The organism is Streptomyces sp. NPDC048269 (assembly GCF_040652395.1).
Classification (GTDB): domain Bacteria; phylum Actinomycetota; class Actinomycetes; order Streptomycetales; family Streptomycetaceae; genus Streptomyces.
In genome coordinates, this window is sequence record NZ_JBEZLW010000067.1 from 1 (window position 1) to 22,331 (window position 22,331).

The following is a 22,331-nucleotide window of genomic DNA, read 5'->3' on the forward strand; positions in this document are numbered from 1 at the left end:
CGTCGATCAGCGAGTGCCGGCAGCCGTACTTGTTGTCGAACTTCGACTTGGTGACGGCGTCGTTCACGTTGATCGCCGGGAAGAGCAGGGTGCCCTCGTCCATCATCTCGTACAGACGGTGGACGCCGGTGGTGGTCTCCTCGGTCACGCCGCGGATCTCGGACGCCAGCTGCGTCCACTTCTGCGGGGCCTCGCCGAGGGTGCGGTTCAGCAGGGTGAGGATGTGCGCGTACTCCTCGGAGTCCGCCGTGGACGGGTCCGGGGCCGCGCCGGCCTTCTCGAACTCGACGCCCTTGTGCACGAGCAGGGTGGCGTCACCGCCGTCGTCGAGGATCATGTTCGGGCCGCCGGTGGGGGTGTTCGGCCAGGTCAGCGCCTGCTCCGTGCACCACCAGTACTCCTCCAGCGTCTCGCCCTTCCAGGCGAAGACGGGGACGCCCTGCGGGTTCTCCGGGGTGCCGTTCGGGCCGACGGCGATGGCGGCGGCCGCGTGGTCCTGGGTGGAGAAGATGTTGCAGGAGGCCCAGCGGACGTCGGCGCCGAGGGCGACGAGGGTCTCGATGAGCACGGCCGTCTGCACGGTCATGTGCAGGGAGCCGGTGATGCGGGCGCCGGCCAGCGGCTGGGCGTCCGCGTACTCGGCGCGGATCGACATCAGGCCCGGCATCTCGTGCTCGGCCAGCGTGATCTCCTTGCGGCCGAAAGCGGCAAGGGAAAGGTCTGCGACCTTGAAGTCCATGGGTGCTGCTCCTCATGGTTCGAGAGGGTGGGTACGGCTGAGCCGTGCGCCTGCCGTGCCTGAGCAGGGGGCGGCACACCGCGCACAGTCCGTCGGGGGCCCTCTCTCCCCTCGGCCGGTCGCGAGACCGCCCGACCGCCATCAGCAGCGACGCCTGACACTGATGACGAATCTACACCGATCGGCGCAGCGCGCCCCAGTCGGCCGAGGGGCAAGTCTTGCCCCCGTAGGAGATCTTCCGGCGCGACCGTTCGGGGCCTTCCGGACTTTTGATCCAGACCTTGCCCGGGGAAGGATGCCGAAGGAGCCGAAGGATCGGCATTCATGTGCGATCCCCCGAGCCCCATGGCGTGAAGGAGATTCCAGTGACCAGTCCGGCAAGCCCTCCCGCCGACGGGGGCGCGGGCGGGCAGAAGCGCCTGAAGCTGCTCGCCGTCACCGCGTGTCCCACGGGCATCGCACACACCTATATGGCCGCGGAGAAGCTCCAGCAGGCCGCCGACCGGCTCGGCATCGACATGAAGGTGGAGACGCAGGGCTCCATCGGGGCCGAGAACGTGGTCACTGACAACGATGTCAGAGAGGCCGACGGGATCATCATCGCCGCGGACACGGAGGTCGGCCGCGAGCGCTTCGCGGGCAAGCGGGTCCTGTCGACCAGCGTCGCGGACGGCATCCACAAGCCGGAGGAGCTGATCGAGCGCGTGCGGAGCGCGCCCGTACAGTCGGGGACCGCGACGGCCGCCGGCGTCGGCGATGGCGAAGACACAGGCGGCCGGGAGCGCGGGGTCGCGTACAAGGCGCTGATGAGCGGCGTTTCGCACATGATCCCGTTCGTGGTCGTGGGCGGTCTGCTGCTCGCCCTCTCGATCGCGCTCGGCGGGCACAGCACCTCCGAGGGCATCACCTTCGACGAGGGCGGCTTCTGGTTCTACGTGAACGCCCTGGGCGGGCTCGGCTTCAAGCTGATGCTGCCGATCTTCTCCGGCTACATCGCCTACGCGCTCGGCGACCGGCCCGCACTGGTGCCCGGCATGATCGGCGGCTTCCTCGCCGCCGATGCCACGACCCTCTACAAGGCCGAGGCGAACGCGGGCTTCCTGGGCGCGATCGCGACCGGTTTCCTGGCGGGCTATCTGGTCATCTGGATCAAGAAGGTCAAGGTCCCCCGGTTCGTCCGGCCGATCATGCCGATCATCGTGATCCCGATCGTGTCGACCCTGGCTCTGGGCCTCTTCTACATCTACGTGATCGGCCGGCCCATCTCTTGGGTCTTCACGCACCTGACCAGCTGGCTGAGCGGGATGACCGGCTCCAGCGCGATCGTGCTCGGCACCCTCATCGGTCTGATGATCGCCTTCGACATGGGCGGCCCGGTCAACAAGACGGCGTTCCTCGTCGCGGTGGGCCTCATCGGGACCAACAACGCGGTCATGGGCATGGCCGCCGTCGCTATCCCGGTCATGCCGCTCGGTCAGGGCCTGGCGACGCTGCTGCGCCGCAGGCTCTACGGCGAACAGGAGCGGGAGACGGGCATGGCCGCCCTCTTCATGGGCTTCTTCGGCATCTCCGAAGGTGCCATCCCGTTCGCCGCGGCGCGGCCGGCGCAGGTCATCCCGGCGAACATGCTCGGCGGCGCCGTGGCCGGTGCGATCGCGGGCGTGGCGGGGGTGGAGGACTCGGTGCCGCACGGCGGTCCGGTCGTCTCGCTGTTCGGCGCCGTCGGCGGGGTCGCCATGTTCTTCGTCGCGATCGCGGCGGGCGTGATCGTCACCGCGCTGACCACCAATGCGCTCATCGAGATCAAGCAGCGCAGGGACGGCGTGGGCGCACCGAAGGGACTCGCCCCCGAGCCGCTGCCGGCCGGTGCGGGCGCAGGCGTGGGTGCCGGGGCCGCCGGGGCCGCCGGGGCGGGCGTACCGGGGGCGCAGGCCGTGCCCGCCGCGGCTGCCGCCCCTTCCGCTGCCCCGGCCGGGGAACCGGAGGTGCTCTCCGGGTACCTGACCGGGCAGACCGTCAGAACGGAGCTGGCCTCGGGATCCAAGGAGGCGGCGATCCGCGAGATGGCCGAGATGCTGGCCGCCACGGGCAACGTCCGCGACGTGGACGAGCTCGTACGGGTCGCCCTCGCTCGGGAGGCGCAGGGTACGACCGGTCTCGGCGAGTCGATCGCGATCCCGCACGCCAAGACCGACGCGGTGACCCGGCCCACGGTGGGCTTCGCCCGGTCCGAGGAGGGCATCGAGTGGGGCGCGCTGGACGGGACGAAGGCCCGGCTGGTCTTCATGATCTCGGTGCCGGAGGCCTCGGCCGGCGATGAGCACCTGCGGATCCTGGCGCTGCTGTCGCGCAAGCTGGTGGACGGCGGTTTCCGGGAGCGGCTCCGGACGGCTCCGGACGAGTCCGCCATCCTGGACGTACTGCGCGAGATCCGATAGCCGCTGCCCGCCGCGCCGTCTCGTCGGGTCCCTCACCGCCCCCGGCTGATGACGGGCCCGAGGCGGCCCTGAGCTCTGAGCGATGCCCAGGACGCCTGCAACGCGGAAGGCCTCCGCGAGCCGTGTGCGGCTCGCGGAGGCCTTCCGTACGCCCGTGGGTTACCTGGCGGCGTCCGGACGATAGATGTCCGGCTCCAGATAGATCACGCGGGCGATCGGGACGGCCTCGCGGATGCGGCCCTCGGCGGCGTTGATCGCGTCCGCCACCTGCGTCGCGGTGTCGTCGCCCTCGACGGCGATCTTGGCGGCGACCAGCAGCTCCTCGGGGCCGAGGTGCAGGGTCCGCATGTGGATCACCCGGGTCACGACGTCCCCGTCGACGAGCGCGGCCTTGATCTTCTCGACCTCTTCCGTGCCTGCGGCCTCGCCGAGCAGCAGGGACTTGGTCTCCGCGGCCAGGACGATCGCGATGATGATCAGCAGGGCGCCGATGCACAGGGTGCCGATGCCGTCCCAGACGCCGTTCCCGGTGGCCAGGGCGAGGCCGACGCCGCCGAGGGCCAGGACCAGGCCGATGAGCGCCCCGAGGTCCTCCAGGAGGACGACGGGCAGCTCGGGCGCCTTGGCGCGCTTGATGAACTGGCCCCAGGTCTGGCTGCCGCGGATCTCGTTCGACTCCTTGATCGCGGTGCGGAAGGAGAAGGACTCGGCGACGATCGCGAAGACGAGGACGCCGACGGGCCAGTACCAGGCCTCGATCGGGTGCGGTTCCTTGATCTTGGCGATGCCCTCGTAGATGGCGAACATGCCACCGACGGTGAAGAGCACGATGGAGACGAGGAAGGCGTAGATGTAGCGCTCGCGCCCGTATCCGAAGGGGTGCTGCGGCGTCGCCTCGCGCTTGGCCTTCTTTCCGCCGAGGAGGAGCAGCCCCTGGTTTCCGGAGTCGGCCAGCGAGTGGACGCTTTCCGCGAGCATCGACGAGGAGCCGCTGAAGAGGAATGCCACGAATTTGGCTGCAGCGATGGCGAGGTTGGCGGCGAGTGCCGCCACGATCGCCTTGGTACCGCCCGACGCGCTCATGGGTGCAGGGTGTCCTTCCTAGCCACTGACTACCGGCCGCACATTGTTGCAGCTGACACCCTGGACGCTACGTCAGACCACCACAGTGGCGCGGAAGACGGTTCCCGTTCCGGACAGTTCGGCTTTTTCGCCCGCCCGTACCCAGACCGACTCGCCGGGGGCCAGGGTCAGTTCGCCGAGGCGCGGGGAGCCGGTCGTACAGAGCAGGATCTGCGGGGTGTCCGCCGGGAGCACGCGGGAGGCCGCACCCGGTGCCAGGACGAAGCGGGAGAGCCGGAATTCGTCGATGGGGGCTTCGTAGACCTCCTCGCCGTTTCCCTCGGGGCGCAGGACGTGCGGGTCCCCCGGCTCCAACTTCACGATCTTCAGCAGCTCGGGCACGTCGACGTGTTTGGGGGTGAGTCCGGCGCGCAGCACGTTGTCGGAGTTGGCCAGCACCTCGACGCCCATGCCCTGGAAGTAGGCGTGCGGGACGCCCGCGCCGAGGAACACCGCCTCGCCGGGCTGGAGTCGGAAGTGGTTGAGCAGCATGGCCGCGATGACTCCCGGGTCGCCCGGGAACTCGTGGACCAGGGAGGCGTACGGGGTGTACGGGCCTCCCAGGCGCTCGGCGGCGGCCGCGGCCTCGGTGACGGTGTGGGCCATCTGCTGGCGGTCCGCGGTCAGTACGGCGGTGAGCACCTCGCGCAGCGCGGCGTCCTCGGGGTGGGCGCGCAGCAGGTCGGCGTACGGCTTGAGGGAGCCGACTCCCAGGCCCTCGATCAGATCGGCGGCCTGCTCCGGGGGGCGGAAGCCGCACAGCCCGTCGAACGAGGTGAGCGCGCACAGCATTTCGGGCTTGTGACTGGGGTCCTTGTAGTTGCGGTGGCCCGCGTCGATCGGGATGCCGCGGCGCTCCTCGTCCTCGAAGCCGGCCTTGGCCTGGGCGAGATCGGGGTGGACCTGGAGGGAAAGGGGGGCGCCGGCGGCGAGGATCTTGAGCAGGAAGGGCAGCCGGGGACCGAACTTGGCGACGACGGCGGCGCCCAGCTCGCCCTCCGGGTCGGCGGCGATGACGTCCGAGAGGGCCGTCTCACCGGAGCCGCGGTCGATGCGGGAAGGAGCGCCCGGGTGGGCTCCCATCCACAACTCGGCCTGGGGCTCACCGGTGGGTTCGACGCCGAGGAGCGTGGGGAGGGCGGTGGTCGATCCCCAGGCGTAGGGGCGGATCGTGTTCGTGAGGCGGTCCATCGTCGTCTTCCTGGATAGAGCCGGGTACGAGAACGTACCTCAGCTGTGTCCCCCGGAAGCCAACGCCAGGTAGGCGGTGGCGAAATCCGTGACGGCGAGGAGTTCGGCGAGCTGTTCCAGCTCCACGCCCTCCTCCGGTTCGAGTTCGCTGATGGCCGTGTCGTGGCTGAGGGCGAGCTCCCGTGCGGCGGGGGCGGCGGTGAGTCCGCCGGCCGGCCGGTCACGCAGCAGGAGCACCCGGGCGTGCAGAGCCTGCGGCTCTTCGACCCGGTCCCGGAAGAAGTCTTCGGGATCGGCGCCGGCGGCGAAGGAGCCGGAGAGCAGGACGCCGTGGGCGGGAAGCGCCTCGGGGAGGGCCGCGGCCAGTGCGGGGCGGCCGGCGAGCTCGGCGAGGGTGGCGGCGAAGCGGCGGCCCGCCGGGCCTGCTCCGGTGCCCTCGCTCCAGATGAGGGGGAGGGAGTCGGCCAGCTCGGTGGCGAGGGTCTTGGCCGGGTTGGAGTAGGTGGCGATGGCGGGTCCGCAGCGCTCGGCGGTGCGGTCCAGCCTGTCGGCCACGAGCTGGAGGGTGTCGGGGGCGGCGGAGATCAGGCCGAGCTTGTCGAGGAGCACCAGCAGCGGGGTGAGCAGGGCCCACAGGGCGCCGGGTCCGGCCGCGGCGGACTCGTCGTACTCCTGGTAGGGGGCCTTGGCCATCGGTACGAGGAGCCCGTGTGCGCCGTCCACCGCCTCGCTCAGCGGTGAGCGCTCGGGGGCGACGGCGACGACGGTGCAGCCGCGCCGGTAGGCCTGCTCGGCGAGGACGGCGAGACCGGGCTCGGTGCCGTCGGTGGTGGCGATGAGCAGCAGGTCGACGGGGCCGACCCAGCCGGGCAGGGCCCAGCGCAGGGCGCCGGCGGCGTGCGCGACGCCGGTGGGGTCCAGCCGGGTGACCGGTGCGGAGGCTCCGGCGAGGGCGCCGAGCAGGTCGGCGACGCCGGTGGCGGCGGTGCCGGGCCCGGCGATCAGGACGGCGCGGGGGCGGCCGTCGGGGCGCAGGTCGCCCAGGCCCGCCTCGGCCGCGTGCCGGGCCGCGGTGCGGACCCTGGCTCCGGCTTCGGCGGCACCTCGGAGCAGGCCCCGCCGGTCGGCGCGGGCGAGATCGTCCGGTGCGTCGAGGAGCGACTCGTCGAGCATGGCGGCCTCCGGCTGTTGTGTGACGGAACCAGTCTGCGCGTCTCGTGGTGCGGTGGCGTGCGGCGCGGCCTAGGCGGGGCGGCGGGCCTCGTCCACGAGGAGCACGGGGATGCCGTCACGGACCGGGTAGGCGAGGCCGCAGTCCTGGCCGGTGCAGATCAACTCGGGGGTCGTCTCGTCGGCCGACTTGTCCGCGAGGGGCGAGTGGCAGGCGGGGCAGGCGAGGATCTCCAGAAGACCGGCTTCGAGCGGCATGGGGCGCGTTCCCTTCGAACATGCGGATTGGGCGTGGTCAGCGTACCGCCGAGTCACCTCTGGTGTGGTGTTGTGCGCTCCGGAGGTGCCGCCGGGGCGGGTGGCGCCGCGGCCCGGGCTCCGCCGGAGGGAAACCCGGCTCCGCGCCTCAACGGCCGGCGGGGCCGGATGGTGCGGACCGAGCGCCGGGCGGGACCGGATCTGCGCGGAGCGCGCTACGGTCCCGCCCGGCGCCCCATCACGCGCGGATGAGGGCGAGGACCTCGTCGCGGACCTTGGCGAGGGTGGCCTGGTCGCGGGCCTCGACGTTGAGGCGCAGGAGCGGCTCGGTGTTGGAGGCGCGGACGTTGAACCACCAGTCGGCGCCGGTGGCGGTCAGGCCGTCCAGTTCGTCGAGGGTGACGTCGTCGCGGTTGCCGTAGGTCTCCTTGACCGCGGCGAGGCGGGCGGCCTGGTCGGCGACGGTCGAGTTGATCTCGCCCGACCCGGCGTAGCGGTCGTAGGAGGCCACCAGGTCGGACAGCGGGCCGTCCTGGCTGCCGAGGGCCGCGAGGACGTGGAGCGCGGCGAGCATGCCGGTGTCCGCGTTCCAGAAGTCCTTGAAGTAGTAGTGCGCGGAGTGCTCGCCGCCGAAGATGGCGCCGGTCTTGGCCATCTCCTCCTTGATGAAGGAGTGGCCGACGCGGGTGCGGACGGGGGTGCCGCCGTTCTCCCGGACGACCTCGGGGACGGACCAGGAGGTGATCAGGTTGTGGATCACGGTGCCGGAGCCGCCGTTGCGGGCCAGCTCGCGGGCCGCGACCAGCGCGGTGATCGCGGACGGGGAGACGCCCTGGCCGCGCTCGTCGACGATGAAGCAGCGGTCGGCGTCGCCGTCGAAGGCGATGCCGAGGTCGGCGCCCTCGGCGAGGACACGGGCCTGCAGGTCGACGATGTTCTTCGGGTCGAGGGGGTTGGCCTCGTGGTTGGGGAAGGTCCCGTCCAGCTCGAAGTACATCGGTACGAGGTCCAGCGGGAGGCCCTCGAAGACGGTGGGGACGGTGTGGCCGCCCATGCCGTTGCCCGCGTCGACGACGACCTTGAGGGGGCGGGCGGCGGTGAGGTCGACCAGGCCCTTGAGGTGCGCGGCGTAGCCGGTCAGGGTGTCCTGCTCGGTGATCGTGCCGGGGACGGTGCCGGCCGCGACGGCGGGGGCGCCCTCGTCGGACCACTTCTCGACCAGCTCGCGGATCTGCGAGAGGCCGGTGTCCTGGCCGACCGGGGCGGCGCCCGCACGGCACAGCTTGATGCCGTTGTACTTGGCCGGGTTGTGCGAGGCCGTGAACATGGCGCCGGGCAGGTTCAGGGATCCGGAGGCGTAGTACAGCTGGTCGGTCGAGCACAGCCCGATGAGGGTCACGTCGACGCCGCGGGCGGCCGCGCCGCGCGCGAATGCGGCGGAAAGGCCCGGGGAGGAGGGGCGCATGTCGTGGCCGATCACGATCGCCGGGGCACCGGTGACCTCGACGAACGCGGCACCGAACAGCTCGGCCAGGGACTCGTCCCACTCGTCCGGTACGACGCCCCGTACGTCGTATGCCTTGACGATGTTCGAAAGATCTGCGGCCACTGCCTGCCCTCCTGAAGGTCCTGTGCGGTCCGGCAAACCTACCCTGCCCACTGCCCGGCTCTTCAGGCGTCGGGGTGTCAGGAATCCGGCGAACGCAGGACGCGCAGGTGTCCGCGGCGGGTCTCGCCGGTGGCCGGTCCCCCTTGGCCGGGGCCCTTGCCGGACTCCGTCCGGGCGGATCCCCAGGCCTCGGCCGCGCGCCCGGGCGGGCGGGCCGCCTCGCGCACGGCGTTGGCGAGGGCTTCGAGGTCGTCGCCGCTGGGGCGCGACGGCGCGGAGCCGTCGGACAGGCGGACGACTTCCCAGCCGCGCGGGGCGGTCAGGCGCTCGGAGTGCTCGGCGCACAGGTCGTAGCAGTGGGGTTCGGCGTAGGTGGCGAGCGGGCCGAGAACTGCGGTCGAATCGGCGTAGACGTACGTCAGTGTCGCGACGGCAGGGCGGCCGCACGCAGTGCGCGAACAGCGACGTACAAGGCTCACGACGTTGGACGGTACCGCACTCTTGACCGGGCCGCGACGACTCTCCCGCCGCTCACTCCCCCGTGTCGTACCGGGGGCTACCCTGCGGGGGTGACCGACAGCCCCCTGACTTCCCGCCCCGCCGAGCCCCCCGCCGAGCCGCGACCGCGCCGCCGGGACCGGCACGGGCGCGGGATGCGCGGGCCGGTGGCGCCGCCGCAGGTGCCGCTGTCGGCGAGCCGGTCGGAGCTGTTCGGGGACCTCGTACGGGACTCCGTGGAGCGGCTGGAGCGGCGCTGGCCGCAGCTGGCCGAGGTGGAGTTCCTGGTCGGTGACGTGCCGGGGCCGCCGGGCGGCGCGGACGGCGGCTGGAACGACGAGGCGGTGCCGCTGGGCGCGGTCGCGGAGCCCCGCCAGGGCCGGCCGGCCCGGATCGTGGTGTTCCGTCGGCCGGTGGAGATCCGCACCAAGACGCGGGACGAGAAGGCGCTGCTGGTCCACGAGATCGTGGTGGAGCAGGTGGCGGAGCTGCTGGGCCTGTCACCGGAGACGGTGGATCCGCGTTACGGCCAGGACTAGGGAGGGTCCGGGCCGCAACGTGGAGCGGTCAGCAGGTCAGCGGGTTCAGCAGGTCAGCGGGTGAGGACCGAGAGGTCCTCCGTGGCCCTGGGGACCGAGACCGTGGAGTGGTCGTCCGACAGGGTCTGGACGGTGAACATCGCGATGCCCTCGTGCGGGAGGGACAGGGTCCGGGCCGCGTGGACCGGGCCGCCGGAGAGCGTCTCCACGGTGAGGGCGTAGGACCCCTTGCGCGGGCCGGTGCCCGCAGGGGCCACGGCCACCGTCTGGGTGGTGCCCGCCTTGACCGTCACCTCCTGGGAGGCCGCGTCCCCGCCGCCGGTGCCCGGGGAGGCCGTCACCTTGACCTTCGCGTCCTTGTCGCCCGCCGCCGTCAGCGACAGGACGGTCGCGTTCTCCTCGGGCCGGTTGTCGGCCACGGTCGCCCGCGTGCCCACCGGCGCGGCGGCCGGGACGAAGCCCAGCTCCTGCTTGGCGCCGCTGCCGCGCACCACCCGTACCGCCGCGACCAGCGGGGAGGCCTTCTTGGGGTCCACCGGGGTCAGCAGCAGCGAGCCCGGCTCGCCGCGGGTCACGTCCTTGAGGTCCACGCTCGCCGTCATACCGGCCTTGACGTGCAGTTGTTCGTTGCCCGCCGGGGTGATGGCACCGCCCGGCCCGGCCAGCCGGATCTTCAGGTCCGCGTCCTCCTCGCCGGGTACGAAGGCGACCAGCCTGACGGAGACGGCGTCGGCCGGGATGCCCGGCAGGACCAGGGAGCCCGCCGGGTCCGTGGCGGCCTGCAGCCAGTCGGCGCCCACACCCTCCTCGCCGACCTGCACGGAGGCGCCGACCCGGCCGGCCCGGGTCGTCACATGGGCGGTGGCGTCCGCGAGCTGGGCCCCCGGAACCAGGGAGGAGAGCAGGACGGACTTGCTGGACTTGGGGTCGATGCGGATGTTCTCGCTGGTTCCCGCGTCGGGCTTGGCCACCCCGTCCGGGCCGAAGAGCTTGATGTCGACGACGGCCGCGGCGTCGTCGGGGTTGGTGAGGTGGACGAAGTCCTCGCGTCCCTTGGCGGTGCTCACCGCAGGGAACCAGAAGTCGGTGCCGGGCGCGGTGCAGCCCGCGCCGAGGACGCCCCGGGCCCGGCCGACGGCGACCTTGGTGGTCAGCTGTGCGGTCCAGCCGGGAGCGAGGATCCCGTCGGCGCTGCCGGTGAGCGCGGGCGCGTCGGCGCCGGAGGCGGTGGCCCCGAAGGGCTTGCCCGCCTCCTTGGGCTCCAGCACCGGCTTGGCGTCCTTGGTGGCGCCGAGCAGCCGGGCCGATCCCTTGCCCTCGGCGGATCCGGCCGCGCCGGGGGTGAACGCCGTGTACGTGGTGTCCGCGATGTCCGAGGAGCTCGGCGCCGGGCACACCAGCAGGGACCGCTCCACCGGCATCCGGGCGGCGGCCGCGGCCTTGCCGTCGGCCGCGGTGCCCCCGGCGGCGGGGGCGGTGAGGGCGGCGATGCCCGTGAGGGCGGCCAGCGCCGCGGTCACGGCCGCGAGCGTCAGGGGTGCGCGCTGCTTCACTGCTGGGGGCTCCCGTCCGGACGCGGGTCGTACTGTCCGTAGGTGTCGTACGGGTAGGGGTACTGCTGCTGGTCCGGGTCCTGGACCGGCTGTTGCTGCTGTTGCTGCTGTTGCTGCGAGTACGGGTACTGCTCGTACTCCGGGGCCTGCGCGTACGGCTGCGGCGGCTGCTGCTGGGGCTCGTAGGCGTAGCCGCCCTGGTCCGGGTAGGGCTGGTACGCGTACGCGTCGTCCCCGTACGGCTCGTCCCCGTACACCGGCTGCGCCGGGATCTCCGCGTACGGGTCGGCGGACACGGCGGCCTCCACCGGTGCGGGGGCGGGCTCGGCCTCGGCCCGCAGGCGACGGGCGCGGCGGCCCTCGCCGGCCTCGCCCGGGCCGGGCGTGCCCGGGACCGCGGCCTCCTCCTCGGGGAGGTCGTCGTCGAGGCGCTCGCGGCGGCCGGGCAGGGCCATGACCAGGAGCACCAGGGCGAGGACGCCCTGCGCCCAGTGCCAGAGGGTCCGCACGAGGGAGTCCTCGTGGACGAGGTCGAGGCGGCCGGCGCCGGCGGGCAGTTCGAAGCCCTGCGCCCAGCCGTCGAGGGTCTTCGGCTTGAGGGGCTTGCCGTCGAGGGTGGCCCGCCAGCCGGAGTCGGCCCGGTCGGCGATGCGCAGCACGCGGCCCGCCTCGCCGGCCGGGATCTTGCCGTGGGCCTCGACGGGGCCGGCGGCGACGGGGATCGGGGCCTCGCCCTGCTTGCCGGAGACGATGACTGCGCGGGGCAGCCACGGCTCGACGCCCCAGAGCGCGGTGCCGTCCTGCTGGTGGCGGCGGCTGAGGCCCGGGGTGGCGTCGAGGACGCGGCGGATCTCCTCGGGGCCGCCGGGGCGGAACATGACGAAGCGGATGGCGTAGGCGCTGAGCTGGCTGGACTGGTCGGCCCCGGAGCCGGCGACGAGGTTGGAGACGACCTTGTCGAGGCGGGGATCGCTGCCGGTCCGGGCGGCGGTCTCGGCGTCACCGAGGCGGCCGCCGGAGCCTCGGACGAGGCTGTAGGAGACGGTGGCGGGCGGGTCCACGGCGAGGATCAGGGTGCGGGTCTGGTTGTCGTCCCCACCCGCCTCGGCGACGAAGGCGGGCACCTGCACCGGGTCACGGCGCTGGAGCGGGCCGTCGGCGCCGGCGACCAGCCAGGCGGCCGCGGCGAGCAGCGGTCCGGCCGCGGCGGTGAGGGCGATGAGCGCGGCCAGCGGCTGGCGCCAGCCGAAGCTGCGGGCGGCGACGCGCTCCCTGGCGCCGTCCGCGCCGAGCGCGGCGGCCGCCAGCAGGGCGAGCCCGTAGACGAGCGTGGCGGGTCCGGCCCAGCCGGTGCGGTTGACGAGGACGCCGAGGAGCAGGGCTGCGAGGGCGGTGGCCCAGGCGGTGCGGACGGCGAACCGCCGGTCCGTCCGGAGCAGGGCGGCCAGCGCGGCCAGGACGATGCCGAGCAGCAGCAGGCCGCCGGTGGTGCCGGGGCCGCCGGGGCTGGTGCCGAGCAGGTCCAGGGCGGAGGCGGAGCCGGTTCCGTAGGGCAGTCCGGCCTCGTGCAGCAGGCGTCCGGGGTGCGTGAGCAGGCCGAGCGACCAAGGGGCGAGCACGAGGACCGGGACGGCGAGGGTGGCGAGCAGCCGCGGTCCGTACGTCTTCCACTGAGTGCGGCGCATGACAAGCGCGGCGGCCCCGAGGGCGGCGGCCAGCGGCCAGACGACGGGGGTGAAGGCGGTGGCCAGGGTCAGCAGGAGGGTGTACGTCCACACCGCGCGCCAGCCGGTCCGTTCCCCCTCGGCTCCGCCGAGGGCGAAGGCGGCGACGGCGGAGCGGGCGATCAGCGGGAGCAGGACGGCGAGCACGGCGGTGCCGAGGCGGCCGCCGGCGAGGGCTCCGGTGACGGCTGGGAGGAAGGCGTAGGCGATGGCGGCCCAGGCGCGCAGCAGCCGGGATTCCACGAGCGGCCTGGAGGCGAAGTACGCGGTCAGGCCGGCGAGCGGGACGGAGCCGACGAGCAGGAGGGTCAGGGCGGCCTGGGTGGAGCCGAGGAGCAGGGTGGCCACGGCACCGAGGACGGCGAGGTACGGGGGTGCGGCGGCGGTGGAGCCGGTGGAGACGGGCTGCCAGCCGTCGGTGTAGGCGCGCCAGAGAGCGGAGCCGCTGTCGGGGGCGGGGAGCAGGGCGCCGCCCATGAGGGAGCCGCCGCCGATGAGGGAGCGGCAGGCGGCGAGGGAGACGAGCAGGAGGAGGCCGAAGAGGAGGGGTGCGGGGTTGCGGCCGATCCGCTTGAGGCGCGCGAACCGCTCGGTCTCCAGGAAGTCGTCCTCGCCGGGAGCGTTGAGGATGCTGCCGCCGCCGTGCCGGCCGGCGGGGGCGGCCTCGGAGTCTCGGCCGTCGGCGAAGTAGCCGGCGAGCTGCTCGGCGTTGGCCCGCAGGGAGGCGCCCGGCGGGGGGAAGAGCGGGCGCAGGTCGGCGGCGGGGACGACGGGGCGCCGGCGGCGCCCCCGGGCGGCGAGGATCCGGCCGGGGCGGAGCAGGGTGGCCAGCAGGCCGGTGAGCTCGTCGACGGCCTGGCCGGGGGCCTTGCCGACGAGGTAGGCGAGGGTGCGCAGCACGGTGCCGAGCAGGACGCGCAGCAGTACGTAGGGCAGGGCGCGGCCGGAGCTGTTGGCGAGCATCGTGTAGACGGCGGCGGCCTTGTCGACGCGGTGCGGGCTGGAGCTCGTACGGCCCGCGCAGTCGACGGTGCGGCGTTCGCGGGCGGAGGCCTCGGCGTGGCGCATGACGGCGTCGGGGGCGACGAGGACGGTGTGGCCGGCGCTCTGGGCGCGCCAGCAGAGGTCGACGTCGTCGCGCATGAGGGGCAGGCGTCTGTCGAAGCCGCCGAGGGCGTCGTAGACGTCGCGGCGCACCAGCATGCCGGCGGTGGAGACGGAGAGGACGGGGCGGACCTGGTCGTGCTGGCCCTGGTCCTGTTCGCGGCGGTCGAGGCCGGTCCAGCGGCGGCCGCTGCGGGCGATGGTGACGCCGGCTTCGAGGAGCTGCTTCTTGTCGTACCAGCCGCGCAGTTTGGGGCCGATGACGGCGGCGTCGGGGTTCTCGTCGGCGACGCGGAGGAGTTCGGTGAGGGCGTCGGGCTCGGGCGCGCTGTCGTCGTGCAGGAGCCAGAGCCACTGGACGGGTTCGCCGTGGGGGAGTTCGGGGAGGTCGTAGGCGTCGTCGCGCCAGGTGCGGCTGACGGGGTCCCAGCCGCTTGGGCGCTTGAGGTACGGGAGGTCCTCGGGGGTCAGGGTGCCGGCGGTGCGGGCGGATTCTTCGACGGCGGTGCCGAATCCGGTGCGGCGGGCGAGGTGCAGGACACGGTCGTCGCCGAAGGCCTCGGTGAGCAGCCGCGCGGAGTCGTCGGCGCTGCCGGTGTCGGCGGCGATGTGGTTCTGCGCGGGGCGTTCCTGGCCTAGGAGGCCGGCGAGTGTCCGGGGCAGCCAGCGGGCGCCGTCGTGGGCGACGAGGACCGCGGTGACGACGTGCCGGGGGAACTCGGGTGTGGCGGGGGCCTGATAGGAGGCCGCCGACTGGCTGTGCAGGGACATCGCGCTACTGGCCCTCCGGCCTGGGGGTCCCCCCGGACAGGGTCCGGTGAGGAGGGTCCGGGGGTGGTGTGCCCTCGGAGGCTGCTGGACAGCGCCCCACACTAACGGCTGGAAAAGCGACGGTCCGCCTCCTGCGGGGAAGGTGCAGGAGGCGGACCGTTTGCTCTGCTCGTTGCTCTGCTCGTCGTTCTGCTCGATGCCTTGCGGGCCGGGCAGTTCGATATGTCGTGCGATGTGCGGTAGGTGCGGTAGGTACCCGGCGAGAAGTGCCCGGGGGGTATCAGACCGCTGCCTTTTTCAGTCGGCGGCGTTCACGCTCGGACAGACCGCCCCAGATGCCGAATCGCTCGTCGTTGGCGAGGGCGTACTCAAGGCATTCGGAGCGGACTTCGCAGGCGAGGCAGACCTTCTTGGCCTCGCGGGTGGAGCCGCCCTTCTCGGGAAAGAAGGACTCGGGGTCGGTCTGGGCGCACAGTGCGCGCTCCTGCCATCCGAGCTCCTCGTCCGCCTCCTCGACCAGCAGTTCCTGAAACAGCTCGGTCATGTGCGCCCCTCGCTCTGTCTGTGCGTCCCCGTGGTGTTGCCGTTACTGATCGCTACGTAACGACACGAGTGAAATTACAAGTGCGTGGATCCGGCACAGTCAAGCCGGGATCTGCTATTGGGCCCCTTATTCACTCTGCGGAACCAAGCCTATGCAGAAAGTGTTCATATCGCCAAAAATCGTGACACATGCCTCTGGCGTCACGCGTTGCCCGCCTTTACCCCTAATCACGCCTCACCCTGCGGTGGGGTTGCGATCCGGCCAGAGAAGCGGCGCAGATCACATTCCGGTCACGAAGGCGGCGCTGTGGTTTGAGCTCGGTGCAGCGCCACATGCCCCGACCTCGCATGCACAAACCTTTCTCCGCGCGGATTAACCGGATGAGGTGAAACTTTTCCCCCAAACCCGACATTGGGTTGACAGTCCGACCCTCGACCCGCTCTCCTTGTTCCCATGTCAGCGAGCGCAGCCATCACCCGGACCCCCATTCGTGGGTTCCTGTGCGCTGCCCAGCTTCGCTGTTGCTGTTGCAGCTGTTGATGCCCCCGGAGCCTCGGCTCCGCACCGCTCCAGCCGCCCCGCAGCAACCGCCAGCACCACTGACATCCGTCGAGGTATCCCCACGATGAACAGCGCCACCACCCCCGCGAACACCGAGAGCGACCTGCAGATCGCCGGCGACATCCTCGCCGTCCAGCACCTCCTCCAGCCCGCCCGGGAACACCCGGCCACCGTCGCCGAATTCGCCGGCCTCGCCCGCTCCATCGCCGAGGACCGCGCCTCCTGGGAGCACCTCGTCCGCTACGACGCCACCACCCGCTGGTACCACCGGCTGCGCACCGGCCCCGGCTACGAGGTCTGGCTGCTCAGCTGGGTCCCCGGCCAGGGCAGCGGCCGGCACGACCACGGCGCCTCGTCGGGCGTCCTGACCGTCCTCGACGGCGAGCTCACCGAACACCACACCCGCGGGCGGCTCGCCCTCGGCGCCGGCTCCCAGCGCGTCTTCGCCCCCGGCTACGCCCACGAGGTCGTCAACGACACCCTCGAAGGCGCCGTCAGCCTCCACGTCTACTTCCCCGGCCTGACCGAGATGCCGATGCACGGCTGCTCGCCGGCCCGCCCGGAGTCCGTACCCGCCTGACCTGGGCCCGGCGGCCTGACAGACTTCGGTGCATGCGCATTGTTGTTCTGGCCGGCGGTATAGGCGGCGCCCGGTTCCTCCGCGGACTCAAGTCCGCAGTCCCCGACGCGGACATCACGGTCATCGGCAATACCGGTGACGACATTCACCTGTTCGGGCTCAAGGTGTGCCCCGATCTGGACACGGTGATGTACACCCTCGGCGGTGGCATCAACGAGGACCAGGGCTGGGGCCGCACCGACGAGTCCTTCACCGTCAAGGAGGAACTCGCGGCGTACGGGGTCGGACCCACCTGGTTCGGCCTCGGCGACCGCGACTTCGCCACCCACATCGTCCGTACGCAGATGCTCGGCGCGGGCTACCCGCTGAGCGCCGTCACCGAGGCGCTCTGCGACCGCTGGCAGCCCGGAGTGCGGCTGCTGCCCATGTCCGACGACCGCGTCGAGACCCACGTCGCGGTCACCGACGCCGGCACGGGCGAGCGGCGCGTCATCCACTTCCAGGAGTACTGGGTCCGGCTGCGCGCCGCGGTGGACGCGGAGGCCGTCGTCCCCGTCGGGGCCGAGCAGGCCAAGCCCGCTCCGGGCGTGCTGGAGGCCATCGCGGCCGCCGACGTGATCATCTTCCCGCCGTCGAACCCGGTGGTTTCGGTGGGGACGATCCTCGCCGTGCCCGGCATCCGGGACGCCGTGGCGGCCGCAGAGGCGCCGGTCGTGGGCCTCTCCCCCATCGTCGGGGGCGCGCCGGTGCGCGGGATGGCCGACAAGGTGCTGGCCGCCGTGGGCGTCGAGTCCACGGCCGCCGCGGTCGCCCGGCACTACGGGACCGAGCTGCTCGACGGCTGGCTGGTGGACACCGCCGACGCGGACGCCGTCGCCGAGGTGGAGGCCGCCGGGATCACCTGCCGCGCGGTGCCGTTGATGATGACCGACCTGGAGGCCACCGCCGAGATGGCCAGGGCGGCGCTGGAGCTGGCCGAGGCCTCGCGGTGACCGCCGCGCACGCCTCACCCGTGCCCGGTCCCTCGTACGAGGTGCGGGCCGTCGACGGGATACCCGAGGTCAGGCCGGGCGACGACCTGGCGAAGCTGATCACGGTGGCCGCGCCCGACCTGCGGGACGGGGACGTCCTGCTGGTCACCTCGAAGATCGTCTCCAAGGCCGAGGGCCGCATCGTGGAGGCGCACTCGCGCGAGGACGCCATCGACGCGGAGACGGTACGGGTGGTCGCGCGCCGGGGTCCCCTGCGCATCGTCGAGAACCGGCAGGGGCTCGTCATGGCGGCCGCCGGGGTGGACGCGTCCAACACCGCCCCCGGCACGGTGCTGCTGCTGCCCGAGGACCCCGACGCCTCGGCCGCCGCGATCCGCGCGGGGGTGCGCGACGTGCTCTCCGTGGACGTCGGCGTGGTCGTCACGGACACCTTCGGGCGGCCCTGGCGCACGGGCCTGACGGACGTGGCGATCGGCTCGGCGGGGGTGCGGGTCCTGGACGACCTGCGCGGAGGGACGGACGCGCACGGCAACCCGCTGAGCGCGACGGTGGTGGCGACCGCGGACGAGCTGGCCGCCGCCGGCGACCTGGTCAAGGGCAAGGCGGCCGGGCTGCCGGTGGCCGTCGTACGCGGGCTGGCCCACCTGCTGGGCGAGGGGTCCTCGGCACGCGACCTGGTGCGCACACCGGCCGACGACATGTTCCGGCTGGGCACCTCGGAGGCGGTACGGGAGGCCGTGACCCAGCGCCGTACCGTACGGGCCTTCACGGCCGAGCCGGTGGACCCGGGCGCGGTACGGCGGGCGGTGGCGGCCGCCGTGACGGCTCCGGCCCCGCACCACACGACGCCGTGGCGGTTCGTCCTGCTGGAGTCCGAGGACTCGCGGGTGCGGCTGCTGGACGCGATGCGGGACGCGTGGATCGCGGATCTGCGGGCGGACGGCAAGTCCGAGGAGTCCATCGCCAAGCGGGTGCGGCGGGGGGAGGTGCTGCGGAACGCGCCGTACCTGGTGGTGCCGTGTCTGGTGACGGAGGGCTCGCACGACTACGGGCACGCCCGGCGGGACGCGGCGGAGCGGGAGATGTTCGTCGTCGCGATGGGCGCCGGCGTGCAGAACTTCCTGGTGGCGCTGGCCGGGGAGCGGCTGGGCTCGGCATGGGTGTCCTCGACGATGTTCTGCCGGGACGTGGTGCGGGAGGTGCTGGGGCTGCCGGACGACTGGGACCCGATGGGTGCGGTCGCGGTGGGCCACCCGGCGGAGCCGCCGCGGGAGCGGCCGGCGCGGTCTGCCGGGGATTTCATCCAGGTGCGCTGAGCCCGCCCGTCCCCCGGGGCAGGGTCTAGAGCCGGCCGATGTCCGTCCGCGGCATGCGGGGCATGCGGCGCGGCGGGGTGTGGCCCGCGAGGAGGACGAGGCGGGCGGCGCGGTGGCGCTGGCCCGCGTACGGGGCGAGGAGCTCCAGCATGGCGGCGTCGTCGGCGTCGCGGTCCCCGGCGAGGGCGTAGCCGATGATGCCGGGGAGGTGGAGGTCGCCGGTGGTGACGGCGTCGGGGTCGCCGTTGGTGCGCTGGAGGGTCTCGGCCGAGGTCCAGGGACCGATGCCGGGGACGGCCTCCAGCCGTCGCGCGGCCTCGGGCAGGGCCATGGCGGCCGCCTCCTCCAGGCGGTTCGCCACACGGGCGGCCCGGACGATCGTCGCGGAGCGCTTGGCGTCGACGCCCGCCTTGTGCCAGTCCCAGGAAGGGATCATCGCCCAGGTGCGGGCGGTGGGCATGACGTGGAGGCGGAGGGCGGGGTCCTGCGGGCCGGGGGCGGGTTCGCCGTACTGGCGTACGAGGCGGCGCCAGGCGCGGTACGCCTCGTCGGCGGTGACCTTCTGTTCCAGGACGACGGGGATCAGGGACTCCAGCACCAGACCGGTCCGGGTGAGGCGCAGGCCCGGGCGGCGGCGGTGGCTGGCGTGCACGAGGCGGTGGCGGGGGACGAAGACGGCGGGGTCGTCGCCGGCGCCGAGGAGTGCGGGCAGCTGTTCGAGGATCCAGTCGGCGCCGGGGCCCCAGGCTTCGGCATGCACCTCCTGGCCGTTCGGCCCCGTCACGCGGAGGGTGGCGGGGCCGTCGGGGGTCTGGCTCGTCTTCCAGACCGATCCGTCGGGGGTGGTGCGGAAGGTGGGGTCGGCGGGGCCGCGTCTGAGCGGACCGAGGGTGAGCCCGAGGTCCACGGGACCGTCGGGGGTCCAGCGGCGTTCCTTGGCTCCGGCGTCGGACCGTTTGCCCTGGGCCGGGGGTACGTCGGTGCGGCCGCCGCGGACTGCGGTGCGGGTGAGGGGATCGAAGCGGCCGGCCATGCCTTGAGCGTAGCCCTGCCGGCGCCCTGTCCCCCCCTCCACCGTCCCCGGAGCTCCGCCCCGGGCCCCTTGCCCCTGCGGCGCTCCGCGCCCGCGCCCCGCGCTCCCGCGGCCACCGCGGGGCCCGCTCCATCCGGCCTCGCCTGCGTATGAGGCGCGGAGTCTGCGGCGGAGCCCCCGCAGCGGCAGGCGCGCCCGGACACCGCCTGCCGCCGGGGGCTACGGCCGGCCCTGGAGCTTTGCCGACGTCGTGCGGGTGGTCGGGAGTTTGCCGTACAGCTTTTTGCCCGGGCATTCCGTGGCGAAGCCGTCGCGGTGGCCCGAGATGACGTTCATCTTCACGTTCGTGCCCTTGGCGTAGAGGTTGCCGCCGCCCGACCTCAGGGTCGTCTTCGCCCGCGGGTCCCTGCCGAAGAGGCCGAGCTTCCAGGCGGTGAGGCGGGCGACCGCGTCGACCGCCGCCGCCGGGGGCGCCGTGGAGGTGTACGTGCCCAGCACCGCGACACCCATGCTGTCGGTGTTGAACCCCATGGTGTGGGCGCCGAGCACCGCCTTGGAGACGCCGCCCGCGCGACCCTCGTAGACGGTGCCGCACTTGTCGACGGCGAAGTTGTACCCGAAGTCGCGCCAGCCGCTGCTGAGCACGTGGTAGCGGTACAGGCTGCGCAGCACCGCCGGGGCGTCCTTGCAGGCGTAGTTGTTGCCGGAGGCGCTGTGGTGGACGAAGGCGGCCTTCACGGTGTTCGTGTAGACGAAGCCCTTCTCGCGCAGGCTCTCGTCCGCGCCCCACCCCTTGCGGGTGACGATCCGGGGGCGCGGGCCGATGAACGGGGCCGCCGCCGCGCTCAGTTCGCCCTCGCTCGCGTAGATCGCGTCGGCGGTGGAGTCGGCCTTGTCGAGGGCGACGATCTCGTTCGAGCCCAGCTCGGCGTGCGGGAGGTTGGCCGCGGAAGCCTCGGCCATCTCCATCGTCAGGCCGGGCGCCACCAGTTCGCCCTTGTCATCGCCCGCGGGGCCGCCGTTCTTGCCGTCGCCCCCCGCGCCGGGCACTTCCGCGCCCGGGTCGACCAGCTCGATCCGCATGCCCGTGGGGAGCCGGGACGGCGTGCGGGTGGGCGGGGTTCCCGCTTCCGCCTGGACGCGGATCTCCACCCCGTCGGACTCGCCGACCCACAGCGGGGCGGTGGCGCCGCGGACCCGGCCCGAGACGCGTTCCGCCGCGTCGGGGTCGGCCGCGTGCTCGCTGTTGTGGATCTCGACGTCCTGCCAGCCGGACCAGGTGGAGGTCTTCACGGAGCGGGTACGGACCTGGACCCGGCCGTGGAGCTGGGTGGCGACGTCGTCCCAGACGACGCCGACCAGCGAGAACGTCTTGACCTCACGTGCGGCCAGGCCCTGCGTCTCGGGGAGGCGGGGCGAGGCGCTCGTGCCGGGGACGCCCGGGGTCCGGTCCGCCGAGGGTCCCAGCGGGACGAGCGGCAGCGACTGGGTGGACCCGGCGGGGGTGACGGGGGAGGTCTCTGCCAGGGCAGGAGTAGGGAGCACGACGGGGAGGGCCAGTGCGGCAGCCGTCGCGACGCCGATCGAGGAAACAAGGAATCCACGCATGAAAAGGATGGTGAGTACCGTCCGCGCCCGGCGCCATCCGGGAACTGACGGCCCGTCTGACGGCGCGCCGGTTACCCCTCCCCCGTACGGCGCAGCCGCGGGCCGCCGTACGGGGGACGGGCCCGCGTAACCTGGGCCGGGTGAACGCCACTGACCGCACCCCTGCCGACCTGCTGCGATCCGCGCTCGCCGCCGATCCGGGCCGCCCGCTCGTCACCTTCTACGACGACGCCACGGGCGAGCGCGTGGAATTGTCCGTCGCCACCTTCGCCAATTGGGTGGCCAAGACCGCGAATCTGCTCCAGGGCGACCTGGGCGCCGGGCCCGGGGACAGGCTCTCGCTGATGCTGCCCGCGCACTGGCAGAGCGCCGTCTGGCTGCTGGCCTGCGCCTCGGTCGGGGTCGTCGCCGAGGTGGACGGGGACGCGGGCGACGCCGACCTCGTCGTCAGCGGGCCGGACACGCTGGACCGGGCCCTGGCGTGCGGAGGGGAGCGCGTGGCGCTCGCGCTGCGGCCGCTGGGCGGGCGCTTCCCGCAGCCGCCCGCCGGGTTCGCGGACTACGCGGTGGAGGTGCCGGGGCAGGGCGACCGCTTCGCACCCTTCGTGCCGGTAGATCCCGACGGGCCCGGGCTGGTCGTCGGCGGCGAGGAGCTCTCGTACGCGGAGCTCACGGACCGCGCCCGCGAGGACGCGGCGCGGCACGGCCTCGGGGAGGGCTCCCGGGTGCTGAGCCGGCTGGGCTACGACTCGTGGGACGGCCTCTCGGCCGGGCTGTACGCCCCTCTGGCGTCGGGCGGGTCCGTGGTGCTGTGCCGGAACCTGGACCTGCTGTCGAAGGACGCGCTGGCGCAGCGGATCGAGAGCGAGCGCGTCACCCACACCCTCTAGTGTTCTGAGTCAGGAATCCTGTTCAGATAGCTGGCGAGGCGTTCGAGGATCTCGTCCGCGGTCTTGGTCCAGACGTAGGGCTTCGGGTCGC

General features: G+C 73.1%; 18 protein-coding genes. 6 read left to right on the forward strand and 12 right to left on the reverse strand.

Going from position 1 to position 22,331, the window contains the following annotated elements; all coding sequences use genetic code 11:
* Positions 1-739: adenosylhomocysteinase (locus tag AB0D48_RS34915; protein ID WP_362406517.1), on the reverse strand; the 739-nt coding region annotated here is incomplete at its 3' end.
* Positions 740-1,104: 365 nt separating this feature from the next.
* Between AB0D48_RS34915 and AB0D48_RS34920 the strand changes: the two genes are divergently transcribed.
* Positions 1,105-3,177 carry a fructose-specific PTS transporter subunit EIIC gene (locus AB0D48_RS34920; protein ID WP_362406521.1) on the forward strand — a complete coding sequence of 691 codons (2,073 nt, stop codon included), beginning with the start codon at positions 1,105-1,107 and terminating at the stop codon, positions 3,175-3,177.
* Positions 3,178-3,336: 159 nt separating this feature from the next.
* On the opposite strand, the gene AB0D48_RS34925 is transcribed toward AB0D48_RS34920, so the two are convergent.
* From AB0D48_RS34925 to AB0D48_RS34950, 6 genes are all read right to left on the reverse strand, one after another.
* Positions 3,337-4,260, reverse strand: coding sequence for a cation diffusion facilitator family transporter (locus tag AB0D48_RS34925; protein ID WP_362406524.1), 924 nt, complete (start codon positions 4,258-4,260; stop codon positions 3,337-3,339).
* A gap of 72 nt (positions 4,261-4,332) precedes the next feature.
* Positions 4,333-5,490 (reverse strand): mannose-6-phosphate isomerase, class I, encoded by a 1,158-nt coding sequence (gene manA, locus AB0D48_RS34930; RefSeq protein ID WP_362406527.1) that lies wholly within the window; start codon positions 5,488-5,490, stop codon positions 4,333-4,335.
* A 39-nt stretch (positions 5,491-5,529) separates the two neighbouring features.
* Positions 5,530-6,663 carry an SIS domain-containing protein gene (locus AB0D48_RS34935; protein WP_362406530.1) on the reverse strand — a complete coding sequence of 378 codons (1,134 nt, stop codon included), beginning with the start codon at positions 6,661-6,663 and terminating at the stop codon, positions 5,530-5,532.
* 69 nt (positions 6,664-6,732) lie between these two features.
* A complete protein-coding gene (locus AB0D48_RS34940) occupies positions 6,733-6,918 on the reverse strand; it encodes a Trm112 family protein (protein WP_362406533.1) in 186 nt (61 codons plus the stop codon).
* A gap of 238 nt (positions 6,919-7,156) precedes the next feature.
* Complete coding sequence (locus AB0D48_RS34945; RefSeq protein WP_362406536.1) at positions 7,157-8,527, reverse strand: phosphomannomutase/phosphoglucomutase; 1,371 nt, start codon at positions 8,525-8,527, stop codon at positions 7,157-7,159.
* A 77-nt stretch (positions 8,528-8,604) separates the two neighbouring features.
* Positions 8,605-9,006 (reverse strand): DUF3499 domain-containing protein, encoded by a 402-nt coding sequence (locus AB0D48_RS34950; RefSeq protein WP_362406539.1) that lies wholly within the window; start codon positions 9,004-9,006, stop codon positions 8,605-8,607.
* 174 nt (positions 9,007-9,180) lie between these two features.
* Between AB0D48_RS34950 and AB0D48_RS34955 the strand changes: the two genes are divergently transcribed.
* Positions 9,181-9,564 carry a metallopeptidase family protein gene (locus tag AB0D48_RS34955; protein WP_362406566.1) on the forward strand — a complete coding sequence of 128 codons (384 nt, stop codon included), beginning with the start codon at positions 9,181-9,183 and terminating at the stop codon, positions 9,562-9,564.
* A 53-nt stretch (positions 9,565-9,617) separates the two neighbouring features.
* Here the strand turns inward: AB0D48_RS34955 and AB0D48_RS34960 are convergent, their stop codons facing one another.
* The 3 genes from AB0D48_RS34960 to AB0D48_RS34970 form a co-directional block, all read right to left on the reverse strand.
* Positions 9,618-11,117 carry a DUF5719 family protein gene (locus AB0D48_RS34960; RefSeq protein WP_362406542.1) on the reverse strand — a complete coding sequence of 500 codons (1,500 nt, stop codon included), beginning with the start codon at positions 11,115-11,117 and terminating at the stop codon, positions 9,618-9,620.
* A complete protein-coding gene (locus AB0D48_RS34965; protein ID WP_362406545.1) occupies positions 11,114-14,716 on the reverse strand; it encodes a glycosyltransferase family 2 protein in 3,603 nt (1,200 codons plus the stop codon). Before AB0D48_RS34965 ends, AB0D48_RS34960 begins: the two co-directional genes overlap by 4 nt.
* Before the next feature lie 280 nt (positions 14,717-14,996).
* Positions 14,997-15,260 (reverse strand): WhiB family transcriptional regulator, encoded by a 264-nt coding sequence (locus tag AB0D48_RS34970; RefSeq protein WP_003983763.1) that lies wholly within the window; start codon positions 15,258-15,260, stop codon positions 14,997-14,999.
* A 625-nt stretch (positions 15,261-15,885) separates the two neighbouring features.
* Here AB0D48_RS34970 and AB0D48_RS34975 point away from each other — a divergent pair.
* The 3 genes from AB0D48_RS34975 to AB0D48_RS34985 are packed head-to-tail and all read left to right on the forward strand — an operon-like array spanning position 15,886 to position 18,709.
* Entirely contained in the window at positions 15,886-16,401 is a 516-nt protein-coding gene (locus tag AB0D48_RS34975; RefSeq protein WP_362406548.1) for a cysteine dioxygenase family protein, read from the forward strand.
* A gap of 32 nt (positions 16,402-16,433) precedes the next feature.
* Positions 16,434-17,393, forward strand: coding sequence for a 2-phospho-L-lactate transferase (gene cofD / locus AB0D48_RS34980; RefSeq protein WP_362406551.1), 960 nt, complete (start codon positions 16,434-16,436; stop codon positions 17,391-17,393).
* A complete protein-coding gene (locus AB0D48_RS34985; RefSeq protein WP_362406554.1) occupies positions 17,390-18,709 on the forward strand; it encodes a coenzyme F420-0:L-glutamate ligase in 1,320 nt (439 codons plus the stop codon). Before cofD ends, AB0D48_RS34985 begins: the two co-directional genes overlap by 4 nt.
* 25 nt (positions 18,710-18,734) lie before the next feature.
* Here the strand turns inward: AB0D48_RS34985 and AB0D48_RS34990 are convergent, their stop codons facing one another.
* On the reverse strand, positions 18,735-19,742 hold the full coding sequence (locus tag AB0D48_RS34990; protein WP_362406557.1) for a DNA-3-methyladenine glycosylase 2 family protein: 1,008 nt from the start codon (positions 19,740-19,742) through the stop codon (positions 18,735-18,737).
* 219 nt (positions 19,743-19,961) lie between these two features.
* Positions 19,962-21,350, reverse strand: a complete 1,389-nt coding sequence (locus tag AB0D48_RS34995) for a peptidoglycan recognition protein (RefSeq protein WP_362406560.1) — start codon at positions 21,348-21,350, stop codon at positions 19,962-19,964.
* 140 nt (positions 21,351-21,490) lie between these two features.
* On the opposite strand from AB0D48_RS34995, the gene AB0D48_RS35000 reads away from it, so the two are divergent.
* The gene (locus AB0D48_RS35000; RefSeq protein ID WP_362406563.1) at positions 21,491-22,240 is read left to right on the forward strand and encodes a TIGR03089 family protein; all 750 of its coding nucleotides are present in this window, start codon (positions 21,491-21,493) and stop codon (positions 22,238-22,240) included.
* Positions 22,241-22,331 lie beyond the last annotated feature (91 nt).

What these genes read in the sequence shown, in the direction of transcription:
- AB0D48_RS34925 (WP_362406524.1), bottom strand. Translation starts at nt 4,260, where the DNA reads ATGAGCGCGTCGGGCGGTACCAAGGCGATCGTGGCGGCACTCGCCGCC.
- AB0D48_RS34965 (WP_362406545.1), bottom strand. Translation starts at nt 14,716, where the DNA reads ATGTCCCTGCACAGCCAGTCGGCGGCCTCCTATCAGGCCCCCGCCACA.
- manA (WP_362406527.1), bottom strand. Translation starts at nt 5,490, where the DNA reads ATGGACCGCCTCACGAACACGATCCGCCCCTACGCCTGGGGATCGACC.
- cofD (WP_362406551.1), top strand. Translation starts at nt 16,434, where the DNA reads ATGCGCATTGTTGTTCTGGCCGGCGGTATAGGCGGCGCCCGGTTCCTC.
- AB0D48_RS34970 (WP_003983763.1), bottom strand. Translation starts at nt 15,260, where the DNA reads ATGACCGAGCTGTTTCAGGAACTGCTGGTCGAGGAGGCGGACGAGGAG.
- AB0D48_RS34955 (WP_362406566.1), top strand. Translation starts at nt 9,181, where the DNA reads ATGCGCGGGCCGGTGGCGCCGCCGCAGGTGCCGCTGTCGGCGAGCCGG.
- AB0D48_RS34975 (WP_362406548.1), top strand. Translation starts at nt 15,886, where the DNA reads ATGAACAGCGCCACCACCCCCGCGAACACCGAGAGCGACCTGCAGATC.
- AB0D48_RS34990 (WP_362406557.1), bottom strand. Translation starts at nt 19,742, where the DNA reads ATGGCCGGCCGCTTCGATCCCCTCACCCGCACCGCAGTCCGCGGCGGC.
- AB0D48_RS34995 (WP_362406560.1), bottom strand. Translation starts at nt 21,350, where the DNA reads ATGCGTGGATTCCTTGTTTCCTCGATCGGCGTCGCGACGGCTGCCGCA.
- AB0D48_RS34940 (WP_362406533.1), bottom strand. Translation starts at nt 6,918, where the DNA reads ATGCCGCTCGAAGCCGGTCTTCTGGAGATCCTCGCCTGCCCCGCCTGC.
- AB0D48_RS34935 (WP_362406530.1), bottom strand. Translation starts at nt 6,663, where the DNA reads ATGCTCGACGAGTCGCTCCTCGACGCACCGGACGATCTCGCCCGCGCC.